Origin of the sequence: Pantoea sp. B9002, assembly GCF_013385945.1 — a bacterium.
In the GTDB taxonomy this organism is placed as follows: domain Bacteria; phylum Pseudomonadota; class Gammaproteobacteria; order Enterobacterales; family Enterobacteriaceae; genus Pantoea.
The window spans coordinates 1-17,222 of record NZ_JACAPA010000038.1; the positions used below are offsets into that span (position 1 = coordinate 1).

Sequence of the window (17,222 nt, forward strand, 5' to 3'; positions counted from 1 at the left end):
GATAAGTAAATTAAGCTGACTTAAAGAGTCCAGGTTAAGGGGTTCAGTTCATCTCCGCCGGTCCGTCAGGCAGACGAACGAAGTGAAGGTACCGCGCTAGCGGCGCGAGGACCGCCGGACCAAAAGTGGCCCCGGCCAGCTCACTCTTCGTTGGCTGACCAAACAAGCAATGTGCCGTAAAACTCCGCTTCGTTAGCCTTTCGCCGGGAGAACCGATCCGCTTCACAACTGTACAAACGGATAACTATTTCTGTGGTTTATAATTAGTTTATTTCATGCGAAAAGCTGCTCGTTATACGGCATGGGCGATTACTATTAGCCGCATAAACGGCTTATGCCGTGCAGAATAAGATTTGTGAGGAGTGTCACCTGTGATTAGTGTTTTTGACATGTTTAAAGTGGGCATCGGCCCATCCAGTTCACATACCGTCGGCCCGATGAAAGCGGGCAAGCAGTTTGTTGATCTGCTGGCCGAACAAGGCAAATTGCAAGACGTGACGCGCGTGGCGGTTGACGTCTACGGTTCGCTGTCGCTCACGGGCAAAGGTCACCACACTGATATCGCGATTATCATGGGCCTGGCGGGTTTCGAACCGGCCACCGTGGATATCGATGGCATTCCCGCGTTCATCAAAGACGTGGAGCAGCGCGAACGTCTGCTGTTAGCCAACGGCGCGCGTGAAGTGGATTTTCCACGTGAAGGCGGCATGGTGTTCCGCAGCGAAAACCTGTCGCTGCATGAAAACGGCATGACGGTATTTGCCTTCGCGGGCGATCTGCTGATTCTGAGCAAAACCTACTATTCCATCGGCGGCGGTTTCATCGTCGATGAAGAGCATTTCGGTCAGCCGGTGCTGGACGAGGTGGCCGTGCCGTGGCCGTTCCATTCCGCTAAAGAGCTGCTCAGCCACTGTCGCGAAAGCGGCTTGTCGCTGTCCGGTTTAGTGATGAAGAACGAACTGGCATTGCATTCTCGCGACGAGATTTACGCCTATTTTGGCAACGTGTGGCAAACCATGCAGGCGTGTATCGATCGTGGTCTGAATACGGAAGGTGTGCTGCCGGGTCCGTTGCGCGTACCTCGTCGTGCTGCTTCGCTGCGCCGTCTGCTGGTGTCATCCTCTAAGCACTCAAAAGATCCGATGGATGTGATCGACTGGGTGAATATGTTCGCGCTGGCGGTGAATGAAGAGAACGCGGCAGGCGGTCGTGTAGTGACGGCGCCAACAAACGGCGCCTGCGGCATCGTGCCTGCAGTGCTCGCCTATTACGATCACTTTATCGAACCCGTTACGCCGGACATCTTTATCCGCTACTTCCTCTCTTCTGGTGCCATTGGCGTGCTGTATAAAATGAACGCCTCTATTTCGGGTGCCGAAGTGGGCTGCCAGGGCGAAGTGGGCGTGGCGTGTTCCATGGCAGCCGCCGGTCTGGCGGAACTGCTGGGCGGCAGCCCGGAACAGGTGTGCGTGGCGGCGGAAATCGGCATGGAACACAATCTGGGATTAACCTGCGATCCGGTCGCTGGCCAGGTTCAGGTGCCGTGCATTGAGCGTAACGCCATCGCTTCCGTAAAAGCCATTAACTCCGCGCGCATGGCGCTGCGCCGCACCAGTGAACCACGCGTGTCGCTGGATAAAGTGATTGAGACCATGTACGAAACCGGTAAGGACATGAACGCCAAATACCGTGAAACCTCACGCGGTGGATTGGCGATTAAGGTCCAGTGCGACTAACGCTTCGCTGGTGATTTAAACAACAGTTGAATATTTTTATTCATCTGTTGCTACCTCCAACTGAGTAAACCAGATACATTGATTTCGAGCGCGGCCCTTGGTGGCCGCGCTTTTTTTAGTGCCGTATTTTTTATTCAGCCGCGCTAAACCTGGCCGCCTCAATGCCGATAACCTACACGTTAATTTGGCTTCAATCTTTGTTTTGCAAGGTGGTTACTGATGCTCATTCCCCAGCAATTTGTGGGTCAATTTCGCCGTAAGCGATTGCTTATCGCGTTAGTGATCGCCTCGCTGGTTCTGGTCCTGACGCTGACTTTTCGTTACATCGAAGAGAAATCGCGCATTGAGCAGCAGTCATTGAATTTCGCTACCCGCGCGATTGAACGCTTTGATCGTATGTTCTCGCCGCTGGACGTTTCCGCCAACAACACGCTCGGCCTGGTTGGCGTGCCTTGCGCACAAGTGCGCTATCCGCTGATTGAGAAAATTGCCGCGCTGCAAACGGTGCGCACCGTGCTGCTGGTGCAGGACGACACGCTCTACTGCTCAAGCATTTTCGGCCCGCAAAATCTCTCCTTCAGCCAAACCTATCCTGAATTAGCCATCAATAATCAGCGCATGATGTTAGCCACCGACAGTGATCTGTTGAAAGGATCGCCGGTGCTGCTGTTGTGGACGCCAAAATCACTGGATAACCGCGAAGGTCTGCTGCAAGTCATTAATATTGAATTGATGACCAATTATCTGCTGGAGCCGCAGTTACCGTGGGTTGAACGCGCCATCTTCAACGTGGGTGGTCAGAGCCTTGAATACGGTAATCCGCTGATTGAACAAACCGAACCCTCTGAAGATGAAGTGGCTTACGATCAGGCATCGCTGCGTTATCCGTTCAGCATTACCTTGTATGGCCCTTCTCCCGCCCGGCTGGCGCTCAACACGCTGCCTTCACAGCTGCCGCTGGCGCTGATGCTCAGCCTGCTGATGGGTTACATCGTCTGGCTGGCGACCGCCAATCGCATGAGCCTCAGTTGGCAGATCAGTTATGGCATCACTGCCAACGAATTTATGGTTTATTGCCAGCCGCTGATTAACGCCAAAAGCGGCGAGTGTGACGGCATAGAGCTGCTGCTGCGCTGGCATAACCAGCGTCAGGGCTGGATTGCGCCGGACGTGTTTATTCCGCTGGCCGAACGGCAAAATCTGATCGCGCCGTTAACCCGGTTCGTGCTGGCGAAAGTGGTGGATGAGCTGCCGAATCTGCCGCAATGTCCGTCGTTCCACATTGCGATTAACGTCGCTGCCAGCCATTTTCGCGATCGCGCCATTGTGGAAGATCTGCAAAATATCTGGTGGCCGGCCAATCCCATTCCAAAACTGGTGGTTGAGCTGACGGAGCGTGATGCCCTGCCCATCATCGATCAATCGGTGGTGTCGCAGCTGCATGAGATTGGTGTGCGTCTGGCGATTGATGATTTCGGTACCGGCCACAGTTCGCTGGCTTATCTGAAAGACCTCAAACCGGACGTGCTTAAAATCGATAAGATTTTCACTGCCGCCATTGGTACCGATGCGATTAACGCTACCGTGACTGATATGGTGATTTCGCTGGCGCAGCGCCTGAATATTTCACTGGTGGCGGAAGGTGTGGAAACTGCCGAGCAGGCGCACTATTTGCGTGAGCGCGGCGTCGACCATCTGCAAGGCTATTTCTACGCGCGCCCGATGCCGATTGAAGATTTCCCGCAATGGCTGGAGCAGCATCAGGCGCAGCTAAGCGCATAAAAAAACGGCCACTCCTTTTGGGGTGGCCGTTTTTGTTTACTTCAGCGCGATTAGTTAATCGGTGTGTTCTTCGTGATCGAATGGCTTATCTTTGGTGACGCGCACCAGGTCGATACGGTAATCGGTCGCCTCAATCACCTGGAAGTGCAGCGGCGGCAAATCAATCACTTCGCCCGGCAGCGGCAGCTGACCTTTCTGCGCAATCAACAAACCGGCTAGCGAGGCGTGATCTTCATCGGCCTTCACCAACTCGTGATGATCCAGCAACTGTTGCAGCGAATGCAAATCGGTACCGCCCTTCACTAACCAACCGTCGCCATCGGCAATGATGTCTGGCGTTTCGTCTTCATCCGGGAACTCACCAGCAATCGCTTCCAGCACGTCCAGCGGCGTGATTAAGCCCTGCACCACACCAAATTCGTTGGTGACAATTACGAAGCTACCTTTAGCACGGCGCAGTACGCCCAGCAGATTGATCGGGTCCAGGGTTTCCGGAACCACAATCGCCGGCGTATTAGCGGCGAAGGTCGCCACATCCATTCCGTGTTCCAGCGCCACCAGCAGCTCTTTGGCACGCACCACGCCGATGATTTCATCCAGCTCACCGCGACACACCGGGAACAAGCTGTGTGGCGTATCAAGTAGCTGAATACGGATTTCATCCAGCGGACGTGAAACATCTACCCACGAAATGTTGCCGCGCGGCGTCATGATGCTGCGGATTGAACGCTGCGATAACGTCAGTACGCCGTTAATCATGTAGCGCTCTTCATCTTTAAACGCTTCCTGCGGCATCGCTTCGGTCAACGAGGTTTCTTCGGTTGTCGTCGCTTGCTTACGCTGGCGTCCACCCATCAAACGCAGGATCGCCTCGGCGGTGCGTTCACGCATCGGCCGATGTTCCTGATGCTTAATGAAGTTACGGCGCGCAATCTGGTTAAACAGCTCAATGATGATTGAGAAGCCAATCGCAGCGTACAGGTAACCTTTGGGAATGTGGAAACCAAAGCCTTCGGCCACCAGCGACAAACCAATCATCAGCAGGAAGCTCAGACACAGCACCACCACCGTTGGGTGTTCGTTCACAAAGCGCGTCAGCGGTTTCGAGGCCAGCAGCATCACGCCCATGGCGATCACCACGGCGGTCATCATCACCGGCAGATGGTTCACCATACCGACTGCAGTAATCACCGCATCGAGGGAGAACACCGCATCCAGCACCACAATCTGAATCACCACCGCCCAGAAACTGGCGTAGCTCTTATTGCCCTGATGTTCGAGCCCGCGACTCTCAAGCCGCTCATGCAGTTCCATGGTTCCCTTGAATAACAGGAACAAACCACCGAACAACAGAATTAAATCTCGTCCGGAAAAGCTGAAATCGCCTACGCTGAATAGGGGCCGCGTCAGCGTCACGATCCAGGAGATCAGCGACAACAAGCCAAGACGCATGACCAGGGCGAGCGACAAACCAATCAGACGGGCTTTATCGCGCTGCTTCGGCGGCAATTTGTCCGCGAGGATGGCGATAAACACCAGGTTATCAATGCCGAGAACGATTTCCAGTACGATCAGCGTGAGCAAACCCGCCCAAATTGAGGGGTCGAAGAGAAATTCCATCAATGACTCCTTACCGGACGTGAAGGCGCACGAAATTGAGTCTGCACCAGAGGGCGAGACGAGAGATCGTTACAGGCGGTGATAACGCTGAAGAGCGTGGAAGCGGGCGCGGAAAAGCGCTGAGAACATGTTGAGCGACGTCGGTGACGGTCCATAAAGGTGAGCTGAAGCCCGGTACTCCTGAATAAAAAACAGAACGCTAATGTATCAGTTACTTCAACGACGTCAAAAAAATTTATTACATTTACAAATATCTACGTGAACGCATGAATAACGAACAAAAGTGCACATTAGCGCCGTTACGCTCGAAATAGCTGACAAACATCACATAATTTATTTTTTCGATCACTAAAATAAATCGCGACCTTATCGCTGTGCAGCGGATTGTTGCGTTCTAGTTATTGATGCTTTTTCTCACTCTCATCATTAACGATCCACCTGAAACACTAACGGTAATTTTCAATGATTCCCGGCAATGCCAGAGAATCTCTCACGCGAACGGAGGTAGCAAGTGACCATTGCTATTGTAATTGGTACACATGGCTGGGCGGCAGAACAGTTGCTTAAAACAGCAGAGATGCTGTTGGGTGAGCAGGAAAATGTCGGATGGATTGATTTCGTTCCCGGCGAAAATGCAGAAACGCTAATCGAAAAGTATCAGGCACGACTGGCAGATCTCGACACGTCAAAGGGCGTGTTGTTTCTGGTCGATACCTGGGGTGGCAGTCCCTTTAATGCGGCCAGCCGCATTGTGGTGGATAAGGATGGCTATGATGTCATCGCCGGCGTCAACATCCCGATGCTGGTGGAAACCCTGATGGGACGTGATGACAACCCATCGCTGGAAGAACTGATTCACATCGCGGTGGAAGCCGGTCGTGAAGGCGTTAAAGCCCTCAAGACTGAAACGCCTGCGCAGGCTGCACCTGCACCTGCTCCGGTAGCAGCGAAAGCGCCTGCTCAGCCGCCAAAACCAATGGCTCCGGGCGATCACATGAAAATCGGCCTGGCGCGTATTGATGACCGCTTGATTCACGGGCAAGTGGCCACGCGCTGGACCAAAGAGACCAACGTTACCCGCATCATCGTGGTATCTGATGAAGTGGCGAACGATCATGTGCGCAAAACGCTGCTGACGCAGGTGGCCCCGCCGGGCGTTACCGCGCACGTGGTGGATGTCGACAAGATGGTTCGCGTGTGGAACAACCCGAAATATGGCAATGACAAAGTGATGCTGCTGTTCACCAATCCCACCGATGTGGTGAGGATTGTTGAGCAAGGCGTCGACATTAAGTCGGTCAATATTGGCGGCATGGCGTTCCGTCAGGGCAAAACGCAGGTGAACAACGCGGTATCGGTGGATGAAAAAGATATCACGGCGTTCCGCAAACTTAACGAGCGCGGTATCGAACTGGAAGTACGTAAAGTGTCCAGCGATCAGCGACTGAAAATGATGGACCTGATCGCCAAGGTCAATCCGTAGTTCGCCCTTTGCCTGCATTTGTGGGCGAATTTTAGAGACCTTGCAGAGGAGAAATGCAATGGAGATAACCACGCTACAAATCATTTTGATATTTATTGTGGCCTGTATTGCCGGGATGGGATCGATTCTTGATGAGTTCCAGTTCCACCGTCCGCTGGTGGCTTGTACCTTAATTGGTGCGGTCCTCGGTGATATGAAAACCGGTATCATCATCGGCGGTACGCTGGAGATGATTGCACTGGGCTGGATGAACATCGGTGCGGCCGTTGCACCGGATGCGGCGCTGGCTTCGATTATCTCAACCATTCTGGTTATTGCCGGTGGTCAAAGCGTGGGTGCCGGTATCGCACTGGCGATTCCACTGGCCGCGGCGGGTCAGGTTCTGACCATCATCGTGCGTACCATCACCGTGGCCTTCCAGCACGCCGCCGATAAGGCAGCCGAGAAAGGTAACCTGACGGCGATCAGCTGGATCCACGTATCCGCGCTGGTATTGCAGGCGATGCGTATTGCCATCCCAGCACTGATCGTGGCGATTTCTGTCGGTACTCACGTCGTTCAGGAACTGCTGAACTCGATTCCAGACGTGGTCACCAACGGCCTGAACATCGCCGGCGGCATGATCGTGGTGGTCGGTTACGCGATGGTCATCAACATGATGCGCGCGGGCTACCTGATGCCGTTCTTCTACCTTGGCTTCGTTACTGCAGCCTTCACCAACTTCAACCTGGTTGCGCTCGGCGTGATTGGCGTGGTGATGGCGGTGCTGTATATCCAGCTGGCACCGAAATATAACCGCGTTGCAGGTGCTGCAACCAGCGGTCCTGCAAACAATGACCTCGATAACGAACTCGACTAGGAACAGGTGAAATCATGGTTGATACAACTAACACTCCAAAGAAACTCACCCCCGGCGATGTCCGCGGTGTGTTCCTGCGCTCTAACCTGTTTCAGGGTTCGTGGAACTTTGAACGTATGCAGGCGCTGGGTTTTTGCTACTCAATGGTGCCGGTGATTCGTCGCCTCTATCCAGAAAACAACGACGAACGTAAACAGGCGATTAAACGTCACCTCGAGTTCTTCAACACCCATCCTTACGTAGCGGCGCCGGTGCTGGGCGTTACCATGGCGATGGAAGAGCAGCGTGCCAACGGTGCGCCGATTGATGATGCGGCGATTAACGGCATCAAAGTGGGTCTGATGGGTCCGCTGGCTGGTGTAGGTGACCCGATTTTCTGGGGTACCGTGCGTCCGGTGTTTGCTGCGCTGGGTGCCGGTATCGCGATGAGCGGTAGCCTGCTGGGTCCGCTGCTGTTCTTCATCCTGTTTAACGCCGTGCGTCTGTTAACGCGTTATTACGGTGTGGCGTACGGCTACCGTAAAGGCGTGGATATCGTCAGTGATATGGGCGGCGGTTTCCTGCAGAAACTGACGGAGGGCGCGTCGATTCTCGGCCTCTTTGTCATGGGGGCCTTGGTTAACAAGTGGACGCATGTGAATGTGCCGCTGGTGGTGTCGCGCATCACCGACCAGACCGGTAAAACCACGGTTACTACGGTGCAATCGATCCTCGATCAGCTGATGCCTGGCCTGATTCCGCTACTGCTGACTTTTGGCTGTATGTGGCTGCTGCGTCGTAAGGTGAATGCGTTGTGGATTATCGTCGGCTTCTTCGCCCTCGGTATCTTCGGTTACTGGATCGGCCTGCTTGGTCTGTAATCATCCTGCCGGGAGCCCTGCTCCCGGCTATTTTCGAGCGGCATTACCTGAGCGCCCACGTTGAGGTAATTTCGATTGAGGAAGAACACCTAATGTCACTGACTGACGCCCTGATCGCCCTGCTGATTGCAGGCTTCATTCTGTTCGCCATCTATGATGAAGCGATCCTGCCACGCCGCAATGGTCCGACCAAACTGCGCGTCGCGCTGCGCCGTCGCCATAAAATCGATAGCGCCATTTTCGTGGTGCTGCTGCTGATTCTGCTGTGGAACAACATTGATAAACATGGCACGCAACTCACCACCAATTTGCTGATGGTGCTGTGCTTTATGGCGATTTGGCTATTCTGGGTGCGCAGCCCGAAGCTGCTGATGAAGGAAAATGGCCTGTTTTTTGGCAGCGTGTGGATCGACTACGGTCGCATTCAGAGTATGAATCTGTCTGAAGACGGCATTCTGGTAATGCAGCTGGAGCAGCGCCGCCTGCTGATTGCCGTCAAACAGCTGGATGACCTGGAACGAATCTACAATACGCTGGTGGAAGCGCGTTAATCGCGCTGCCACAACGTCAGCATGAAGTCGGCATCACAGTTAAACTCGCTGGATGCCGCCAGGTTCTGCCACACATCTTCGCGCGCGCGCCAGGCAAATGGCGTCATCTGCAATAAGCTCACCGCCTCACTTCCGCTCAACGTCATGCTGTAAGTCAGGTTTTGTTGATCGACCGGCTTAAAGCCGGCATATACCTTCTCTTCTGCCGCGTGTAGCTGCACTTCGCGATAAATCAGCGCCTTGAACTGCTGCAAGTGATGCGGTCCCGGCGTCACCGTTAGCAGGTAGCCACCCGCTTTAATTACGCGGCTCAGCTCATCTTCATTGCAGGGCGCATAGATGCGCACCACGCCATCCAGAGAAGCATCGGCAAAAGGCAAACGCTGGCTGGACGCCACGCAGAATTTCACCTCGCGATAACGTTTAGCTGCCATGCGAATCGCCGCTTTTGCCACATCCAGCCCAAAGAGTTGCGCCTGCGGTAACGCATCGGCCATCGCCGCGGTGTAATAACCTTCCCCGCATCCGATATCTAACAGCTGCGCACCTTGCTCACTCAGATGCTGAGCGAGGATCCCGGCGACACCCGCGCGCAACGGCTGATAGTGTCCGGCATCGAGGAAGGCGCGCCGTGCCTGCAGCATCTCGGCGCTATCACCCGGTTCGCGCGAACCTTTATGCTGCACCGGCAGTAAATTGACGTACCCTTCTTTCGCCTGATCAAACTGATGACCTGCATCACAGCGGAAGCTATTGGCCTGCTGCAATAAAGGCTGATGACAAAGTGGGCAAATCAAAGACATAGATAACTCCGGGTTAGCAATTCGCGGCGCAGTTTACCCTGATCATCTGGCTACAGAAAGGATAAAAGAAAAAGCCCCGTTCAGTGAACGGGGCTTTAGGATTCGTTTCAGTGGTGCATGGCACCGAGCCTGAGGGCGAAATCAGATTGGGGTAACGTTGACCGCAGCAGGACCTTTCTGGCCATCCTGGATTTCGAACTCAACGCTTTGGCCTTCGGCCAGAGTTTTAAAACCATTGCCCTGGATTGCAGAGAAGTGTACGAACACATCTTTGCTACCATCAGCAGGAGTAATAAAACCAAAACCTTTAGACTCGTTGAACCACTTAACCTGACCTTTAATCTTTGCCATTTCGCAAATTTCCTTTCAATGATTATATTGCCCGCAGGCAGACTTACAGATAAACCAGAGACATTACTGAATGAGGCACTAATTTAAGGTTCGGCAAGGAAGCGGTATTCAACGTCAACGTCTTTACTCGTAACTTCTTTACTGAAGATGCCATACATAAACAGAACTGTACCTCGTTTGACCCACGATTTGTTATCACATATCCGTTAATTAATGGCAAGCCATTTTTAAACGGTGATCGACGTGACGCACAGAATTAGTTAATTGGCGCTGCACTTCATCAATCAACATATTGACACCCAACGCGGAAGGTGCGCAAAAAAGGGTTATCAGTCAGTATAGTTAGCGCTAAATCGCCGCTTAGTCAAGCGCAGCGGTAATGTCTAAATCGGTACAATTTTAAGGGGTTAACACTACGACAAAAATATTGCACTAATATGGCATCAATAAAATATTCCACTGAAAAGTTCGCTCGCTACACAACAACTGCGCGCTGTTCAAATCTTGTACAAATAGTTTTATCGGGTATAAGTTCGTAATTGTTTTGCACCAAAATCAGGAGAAGCCAATAATATACGCCCCATATAAACGCATTAACATTACGTGGCATTTATCTCAATTCTAACTATCTACCCAACAATTAAATGTTAAAAAAAACATTGAAGAGCTTGATTTAACAAAAACTCATTAGGATTAATCTTAGTTGATATTCTTTCTGGCCGTGATCACTGCTATTCATAGCGAATTGAAGAAGGGAATCAACTTAAAGGCCTTATCCCGCCACGCACCATTTCAGTGCGTAGCTGGTTGCCTTAACGGCGATTATTTCACCCCTTCCAACGGCTTAACGTTCCGGGATCATCCGAATAAAATCGCGTTTTTCATCCGCGTCTTCATCTACTGGTGCTTTTGCTGTGGATGGCTGTGCGTCAACCAGACGACGCAGGAGCGCATTCTGTTTCTTTTGCTCTTCGATAACGGCTTCCAGCAAACGGATCTGCTCACTGGCGCGCACGCTAGCCCGGTTAACAAAGAACCAGACAATAAAGGCCACAAGAATGATGAGGGCCAGAACGCCATAGTTAAACAGCGGGCTGGTGTTTGCGGCTAATTCGTTCATAACTGCCTCTGTAGTCAAAAATCAAATATCTACTCCGCCGCTGATTCTACTCGTTGCCGACGCAAAAGATAATGGGTAGCGACGGAAAGCAGATTATCCCGTATCTCCTCTCTTTCAGTTATCTCTGATCGATTCGATAGCTAAAGCGCGGCATGCTGCTACAGTAGATTCGCAGCAACGTTGGACGCGCTGCGTTGTGTATCACAAGGAGAAAAGATGAAACTACTTATTCGGACGATTATGCTGGTGGCATTAATTTGGTTAGCGATGCTGCTAACCGGCTATGGCGTACTCACCGGCAGCAATAAGAATGCGGCGGGATTTGGGCTGCAATGCAGCTATCTGACCGCACGCGGTATGATTACGGCACAGTATCTGCACACAGACAGCGGTATCGTCGGCGTAACGGATTGTCCACTGCTGAAGAAAAGTGGCGAAGTAGTCGACAATTAAGCGTTGAAACGGGCTGGTAACAGCCCGTTTTTCATTTCAGAAAGGATAGTCGTGGTAGCCCATTTGTTCGGACAGATTGCGCGCCGCACGGTGCAGCATCGCCACATACTCATTTTTGGCTTCTTCGGAAAAACGAATGGTGGGGAACGAGATACTCAGTCCCGCAATCACCACGCCAAAGCGGTCAAATACCGGCACCGCGATGCAACGTAAGCCCTCTTCCTGCTCTTCATTATCTTCACCAAATCCCTGCACTTTTACCTGATCCAACACCGCCAGCAGCGCTTCTGCAGTGACAATGGTTTTAGCGGTACTGCGGCGGAATTCTACTTCGCTAAGGATCTCCTGCACTTCAGCACGATCGCGCCATGCCAGCAGCACTTTACCAATCGCGGTGGTGTGCAGTGGATTGCGGCGGCCGATGCGCGAATACATGCGCAGGTTATACAGTGAATCGATTTTATGGATGTAGACGATGCTGTCTTCTTCCAGCGCGCCGAGGTGAATGGTTTCTTTGGTCAGACGCGACAGCTCACGCATCTCAATATCGGCGCTTCGAATCAGATCGACGTTCTGCAACGCTTTGGCACCGAGTTCGAATAGCTTGAGCGTCAGCGAGTATTTCTCGCTTTCCCCTTCCTGCGCCACATAGCCGAGCGATTTCATGGTCTGTAAAAAGCGATAGACGGTGCTTTTCGACATCATCACACGTTGGGACAATTCAGTGATGCCGTGATCGCGCTCTTCGCCCAGCGCCTGCAGAATGCCAAACACTTTCATCACTGATGAAACCGAGTCTGGCTGTTTATCATTATCGCTGCTCGCCATGGCGCGTATCCTTTTTTGACAGTGTTTCAAAAAAAACGGAACAGAAACGTCAGTATATGCGTTTCAGCCTGATGGCGGCAACGACTGACGCGAAGTGACACATTCACACGTAATTTTATGTCAATGAATGCGGTGCTTTTCAGCAGCGAATTGATTAGCATGATGATATTCACTCTCTTTACTTACCTTACTTATGCCTTCTACAGTTGCCCAGGATGGATTACCCGTTCCACAGCGCTATGGCGCGATCATCACCATTGCGCTCGGTATTATGATGGCGGTGCTGGATGGAGCGATCGCCAACGTGGCTTTACCGACCATTGCGCGTGAACTGAATGCCAGCCCAGCCGAATCGATCTGGATTGTAAACGCCTACCAAATCGCCATCGTTATTTCGTTGCTGTCGCTATCGTTTCTCGGCGATATGCTCGGCTACCGCCGTGTTTATCAAGTTGGACTCGCGCTGTTTATCGCTACCTCACTGTTTTGCGCCCTCTCCTCATCGCTGAATACGCTGACCGTGGCGCGCGTGCTGCAAGGCTTTGGTGGTGCCGCGTTGATGAGCGTGAACACGGCGCTGATCCGCATCATCTATCCGCAGCGCTTCCTCGGACGCGGTATGGCGATCAATTCGCTGATTGTTGCGGTCTCCAGCGCGGCTGGACCAACCGTAGCGGCGGCAATTCTGTCTGTCGCCAGCTGGAAATGGCTGTTCCTGATCAACATTCCGCTCGGCATCGTTGCGCTGTGGCTGGCGTTGCGTTTCCTGCCGGATAACACCCAGAAAGCCAAACAACAGAAATTCGACGTGCCAAGCGCCGTAATGAATGCGCTGTTCTTTGGCCTGCTCATATCTGCACTGAGCGGTTTCTCGCAGGGGCAAAACGGCTGGCTGATTGTGGCCGAACTGGTGGCATTGGTATTGGTTGGCATCGTGTTTGTCCGTCGCCAGTTGGCGATGCCGGTGCCGTTGCTGCCGGTGGATTTGCTGCGCATTACGATCTTTTCGCTGTCGATTGGCACCTCAATTTGCTCGTTCTGCGCGCAGATGCTGGCGATGGTGGCGTTGCCGTTCTTCCTGCAAAACGTGCTGGGCCGGGATGAAGTGGCAACCGGTTTGCTGCTCACGCCGTGGCCGCTGGCAACCATGGTGATGGCACCGATTGCGGGTCGCCTGATCGAGAAGTTCCATGCCGGATTATTGGGTGGATTGGGATTAGCGATGTTCGCTGCCGGTCTGTTCCTGCTGGCGCTCTTGCCGACGCAGCCAACTGACGTGGATATCATCTGGCGCATGATGCTGTGCGGTGCCGGTTTTGGCCTGTTCCAGTCGCCCAACAATCACACCATCATCACCGCAGCACCGCGTAATCGCAGCGGTGGCGCCAGCGGAATGCTGGGCACTGCGCGTCTGGTAGGACAAAGCAGCGGCGCGGCGCTGGTGGCGCTGATGTTTAATCTGTTCAACGACAGCGGCACGCACGCGTCTCTGCTGTTAGCAGGCAGCTTCGCCAGCGTCGCCGCCGTGGTGAGCCTGGCGCGCATGACGCAGTCACGGCAGCCTGCCGAATCCTAGAAACAGCAAGGGCGCCATCTGGCGCCCTTTTTTCTGTCAATCACCGACTACTTCAGATATTCACCGCTGCGCAGTGCTTCGATACGTTTATCGAGCGGCGGATGCGACATGAACAGCTCGCTCAACGATTTGTTTTTACCGTTGATGCAGAATGCCATCATGCTGCTTGGCTCCTGTGGCTCGTAGCTGGTTTTCAGACGTTGCAGTGCAGCAATCATCTTCTCGCGACCAACTAGTTTGGCGGAACCCGCATCGGCATGGAATTCACGATGACGTGAGAACCACATGGTAATGATGCTGGCGAGGAAGCCGAATAGCAGTTCCAACACCATGGAGACCGCGAAATACACCATCGGGTTTCCGTTACTGCTCTCTTCACCGTCGCGGTTACCCGACAGGAAACCGGAAGCGATCTGCGCCAGAATACGCGAGATGAAGATGACAAAGGTGTTCACCACACCCTGAATCAGCGTCATGGTGATCATGTCACCGTTGGCGATATGGGCGATTTCGTGCGCCAGCACCGCTTCCGCTTCATCACGGCTCATGTTTTGCAACAGGCCGGTAGAAACAGCGACCAGCGAGGCGTCACGACGCGCACCTGTCGCAAAGGCGTTAATGTCGGGCGCGTGGTAAATCGCCACCTGCGGCATCGCAATGCCAGCCTGTTGTGCCTGGCGGCCGACGGTTTCCATCAGCCAGCGTTCCGTCTCATTACGCGGTTGTTCAATGACCTCACCGCCAACGGATCGTAACGCCATCCATTTGGACATCAGCAGTGAAACAAACGCACCGCCAAAGCCAAACAGACCTGCCATAATCATCAGACCCATAACACTGCTTGACTGGATTCCTGTCAGACTCAAAATCAGTCCGAATACCAACATCACCGCCAGGTTGGTGAGCAGGAAAAGAGCAATACGCATCATAAACGTTAATCTTCCTCAGTTGTGCACGCGCTTATGCGCGGATATCTATCCTATGGTCATCGCCGCGCATTTCAAGCAACCTTAATCTTTAAGTGCCTAAAAAGACATAACTTTACATTAGGCAGTGAAGTGCGCATTTCGCTGCATCAGCGGCGCTTAACAACGATTTTAGCGTAAAAAAAAGCACCGCCGAAGCGGTGCTATTTCACAAACCAGACGGTTATTTCGCGCTTGCGGCAGCAGGCTGGGATTTTTCCAGCTCCGCCATGTCGTTCGCGATTTTCACCGTTTCATCCAGATACGGATCCGGCTCTTTATAATCTTTCGGCAGATCTTCGATGCTCTTCAGCGGCGCTTTGCCTTCCGCCTGATAGCGCGCGTTGATGCGTTCCAGACGCAGTGCATCATCTTCGCGGTTCTCTTTCTCGCGCTGGGCAAGATTAAGCGACACGATATTACGCTTGTCTTTCATCGCATCGAAACGCGCAATATCTTTCATGATGTACTGGAACTCGCGATCTTTAGCGATGCGATCGGCGTGCTCTTTGGTCAGCTGCGGTACCAATGGCGCGATATCGCCGGTTTTGGTGTAGCTTGCCGCATTCACGCTGTCCCAAGGCAACGCGTTGTCCTCGAACTTCTCACCGGTTTCTGCCGCTTCAACGCCGGTTGGCATCAGCAGATCGGGCGTTACGCCCTTACGCTGAGTGCTGCCACCGTTAATGCGGTAGAACTTCTGAATGGTGTACTGTACAGAACCCAGCGCTGGCCACTCCGGACGCAGCATCTGATCGTAGATACGGTTCAGCGAACGATACTGCTGCACGGTGCCTTTACCGAAGGTCGGCTCACCGACAATCAGCGCACGACCGTAATCCTGCATCGCCGCCGCGAAGATCTCTGAAGCCGAAGCACTGAAGCGATCGACCAGCACCACCAGCGGACCTTTGTAATAGACAATGCCGTCGTTATCGCTGTCTTCACGCACGCGGCCATTGTTATCACGCACCTGCACCACCGGCCCGCTTGGAATAAACAGGCCCGAAAGTGAAACGGCTTCGGTCAAGGCGCCACCGCCGTTGGTACGCAGATCGATAACCACGCTGTCGACGTTCTGCTTCTGCAGTTTCTGCAGCTGCACTTTCACATCGTCAGTCAGACCAACGTAGAAGCCAGGAATGTCGAGCACGCCAACTTTCTGTTTGCCGACGTTATGCACGGTGCCTTTTACGGCGCGATCTTCCAGACGGATTTTTTCACGCGTCAGCGTTACGGTGCGGGTTTTGGTGCCCTTACCCGCTGGCAGGATTTCCAGGCGTACTTTGCTGCCTTTCGGTCCTTTGATTTTTGAAACCACATCATCCAGACGCCAGCCAATCACATCTTCCATTGGCTTGCCCGGCTGAGCGACACCGACAATGCGGTCGCCGACGCTGATCGCTTTACTCTTCGCCGCCGGACCGCCGGCGACCATCGAGTTGATCACCGTATAATCGTCATCCATCTGCAGCACTGCGCCGATACCTTCCAGCGACAGGCTCATTTCGGTATTGAACTGCTCGGTGTTGCGCGGTGAAAGATAGTTGGTGTGCGGATCGATTTCATGCGCGAACGCGGTCATCGCCAACTGGAACACATCTTCACTGTTGCTTTGCGCCAGACGACGGATGGCAAAGTTGTAACGCTTGGTCAGCGTTTCGCGGATCTCTTTCTCATCTTTACCGGCCAGTTTCAGGCTCAGTTCGTCATATTTAACTTTGGCATCCCACAGCGCGTTGAGCTCATCAACGCTCTTTGGCCATGACGATTTTGCCCGGTCAATGTCAATGGTGTCATTGCCGGTGAAATTCATTGGGCGGTTCAGCACGCTCAGCGCATATTGATAGCGCTCAAAGCGGCGTTTCTGCGCCAGATTGTAGAGATCGTAAAACACATCCAGCTTACCGCTGCGGAACTCATCACCGACGGTGGTTTTCTTATCGGCGAATTGCGCGATATCCGATGCCAGCAGCACGTTGTGGCTGTAGTCGAGCAGATTCAGGTAGCGATCAAAAATTTTCGCGGAAAAGTCCTGATTCAAATCGAACTGGCGATAGTGAGAGCGGGTGAAACGCGAGGTAACGCGTTCGCTGACGGTGGGATGCTGTGGATCTTCGTGTAGCTGGGGAATCTGGTCGGCGCGGGTAATATTATCTGCACCAAAGGTGGGGCCTGCTAAAAGCAGGCCCGCGATCATACCGATCTTTAAAATATTGTTCATGCCAGGGTCAG

16 protein-coding genes are annotated in these 17,222 nt (G+C 53.1%); 8 read left to right on the forward strand and 8 right to left on the reverse strand.

Features of this window, described 5'->3' with window-relative positions; genetic code table 11:
* Positions 1–371 precede the first annotated feature (371 nt).
* Positions 372–1,736 carry an L-serine ammonia-lyase gene (locus HX773_RS18645; RefSeq protein ID WP_176972772.1) on the forward strand — a complete coding sequence of 455 codons (1,365 nt, stop codon included), beginning with the start codon at positions 372–374 and terminating at the stop codon, positions 1,734–1,736.
* Positions 1,737–1,955: 219 nt separating this feature from the next.
* The gene (locus HX773_RS18650; protein ID WP_176972773.1) at positions 1,956–3,518 is read left to right on the forward strand and encodes an EAL domain-containing protein; all 1,563 of its coding nucleotides are present in this window, start codon (positions 1,956–1,958) and stop codon (positions 3,516–3,518) included.
* 54 nt (positions 3,519–3,572) lie between these two features.
* On the opposite strand, the gene HX773_RS18655 is transcribed toward HX773_RS18650, so the two are convergent.
* A complete protein-coding gene (locus tag HX773_RS18655) occupies positions 3,573–5,138 on the reverse strand; it encodes a TerC family protein (protein WP_176972774.1) in 1,566 nt (521 codons plus the stop codon).
* A 511-nt stretch (positions 5,139–5,649) separates the two neighbouring features.
* On the opposite strand from HX773_RS18655, the gene manX reads away from it, so the two are divergent.
* From manX to HX773_RS18675, 4 genes are all read left to right on the forward strand, one after another.
* Positions 5,650–6,621: a PTS mannose transporter subunit IIAB gene (manX, locus tag HX773_RS18660; protein ID WP_176972775.1), complete on the forward strand. Its 972-nt coding sequence runs from the start codon at positions 5,650–5,652 to the stop codon at positions 6,619–6,621.
* A 58-nt stretch (positions 6,622–6,679) separates the two neighbouring features.
* Complete coding sequence (locus tag HX773_RS18665; RefSeq protein WP_064738889.1) at positions 6,680–7,480, forward strand: PTS mannose/fructose/sorbose transporter subunit IIC; 801 nt, start codon at positions 6,680–6,682, stop codon at positions 7,478–7,480.
* Positions 7,481–7,494: 14 nt separating this feature from the next.
* A complete protein-coding gene (locus tag HX773_RS18670; protein WP_008110411.1) occupies positions 7,495–8,340 on the forward strand; it encodes a PTS mannose transporter subunit IID in 846 nt (281 codons plus the stop codon).
* Positions 8,341–8,432: 92 nt separating this feature from the next.
* The gene (locus HX773_RS18675) at positions 8,433–8,891 is read left to right on the forward strand and encodes a DUF986 family protein (RefSeq protein WP_110866290.1); all 459 of its coding nucleotides are present in this window, start codon (positions 8,433–8,435) and stop codon (positions 8,889–8,891) included.
* On the opposite strand, the gene rlmA is transcribed toward HX773_RS18675, so the two are convergent.
* The 4 genes from rlmA to HX773_RS18695 form a co-directional block, all read right to left on the reverse strand.
* A complete protein-coding gene (gene rlmA, locus HX773_RS18680; protein ID WP_176972776.1) occupies positions 8,888–9,694 on the reverse strand; it encodes a 23S rRNA (guanine(745)-N(1))-methyltransferase in 807 nt (268 codons plus the stop codon). The two genes, HX773_RS18675 and rlmA, sit on opposite strands and share 4 nt — an antisense overlap.
* A gap of 141 nt (positions 9,695–9,835) precedes the next feature.
* A complete protein-coding gene (cspE, locus tag HX773_RS18685) occupies positions 9,836–10,045 on the reverse strand; it encodes a transcription antiterminator/RNA stability regulator CspE (protein ID WP_008110414.1) in 210 nt (69 codons plus the stop codon).
* Between the two features lie 83 nt (positions 10,046–10,128).
* Positions 10,129–10,203 carry a DUF2627 domain-containing protein gene (locus tag HX773_RS18690; protein WP_110866451.1) on the reverse strand — a complete coding sequence of 25 codons (75 nt, stop codon included), beginning with the start codon at positions 10,201–10,203 and terminating at the stop codon, positions 10,129–10,131.
* 686 nt (positions 10,204–10,889) lie between these two features.
* Positions 10,890–11,165 (reverse strand): YebO family protein, encoded by a 276-nt coding sequence (locus HX773_RS18695; protein WP_176972777.1) that lies wholly within the window; start codon positions 11,163–11,165, stop codon positions 10,890–10,892.
* 216 nt (positions 11,166–11,381) lie between these two features.
* Here HX773_RS18695 and HX773_RS18700 point away from each other — a divergent pair, with 216 nt between their 5' ends.
* Positions 11,382–11,618 carry a YobH family protein gene (locus HX773_RS18700; protein ID WP_176972778.1) on the forward strand — a complete coding sequence of 79 codons (237 nt, stop codon included), beginning with the start codon at positions 11,382–11,384 and terminating at the stop codon, positions 11,616–11,618.
* A gap of 36 nt (positions 11,619–11,654) precedes the next feature.
* Here HX773_RS18700 and kdgR read toward each other — a convergent pair whose 3' ends face one another.
* A complete protein-coding gene (kdgR, locus tag HX773_RS18705; RefSeq protein ID WP_176972779.1) occupies positions 11,655–12,446 on the reverse strand; it encodes a DNA-binding transcriptional regulator KdgR in 792 nt (263 codons plus the stop codon).
* 193 nt (positions 12,447–12,639) lie between these two features.
* On the opposite strand from kdgR, the gene HX773_RS18710 reads away from it, so the two are divergent.
* On the forward strand, positions 12,640–14,022 hold the full coding sequence (locus HX773_RS18710; RefSeq protein WP_176972780.1) for an MFS transporter: 1,383 nt from the start codon (positions 12,640–12,642) through the stop codon (positions 14,020–14,022).
* 47 nt (positions 14,023–14,069) lie between these two features.
* On the opposite strand, the gene htpX is transcribed toward HX773_RS18710, so the two are convergent.
* Positions 14,070–14,951 (reverse strand): protease HtpX, encoded by an 882-nt coding sequence (htpX, locus tag HX773_RS18715; RefSeq protein ID WP_176972781.1) that lies wholly within the window; start codon positions 14,949–14,951, stop codon positions 14,070–14,072.
* Positions 14,952–15,171: 220 nt separating this feature from the next.
* Positions 15,172–17,211, reverse strand: a complete 2,040-nt coding sequence (gene prc / locus HX773_RS18720; RefSeq protein ID WP_176972782.1) for a carboxy terminal-processing peptidase — start codon at positions 17,209–17,211, stop codon at positions 15,172–15,174.
* Between the last annotated feature and the right edge of the window lie 11 nt (positions 17,212–17,222).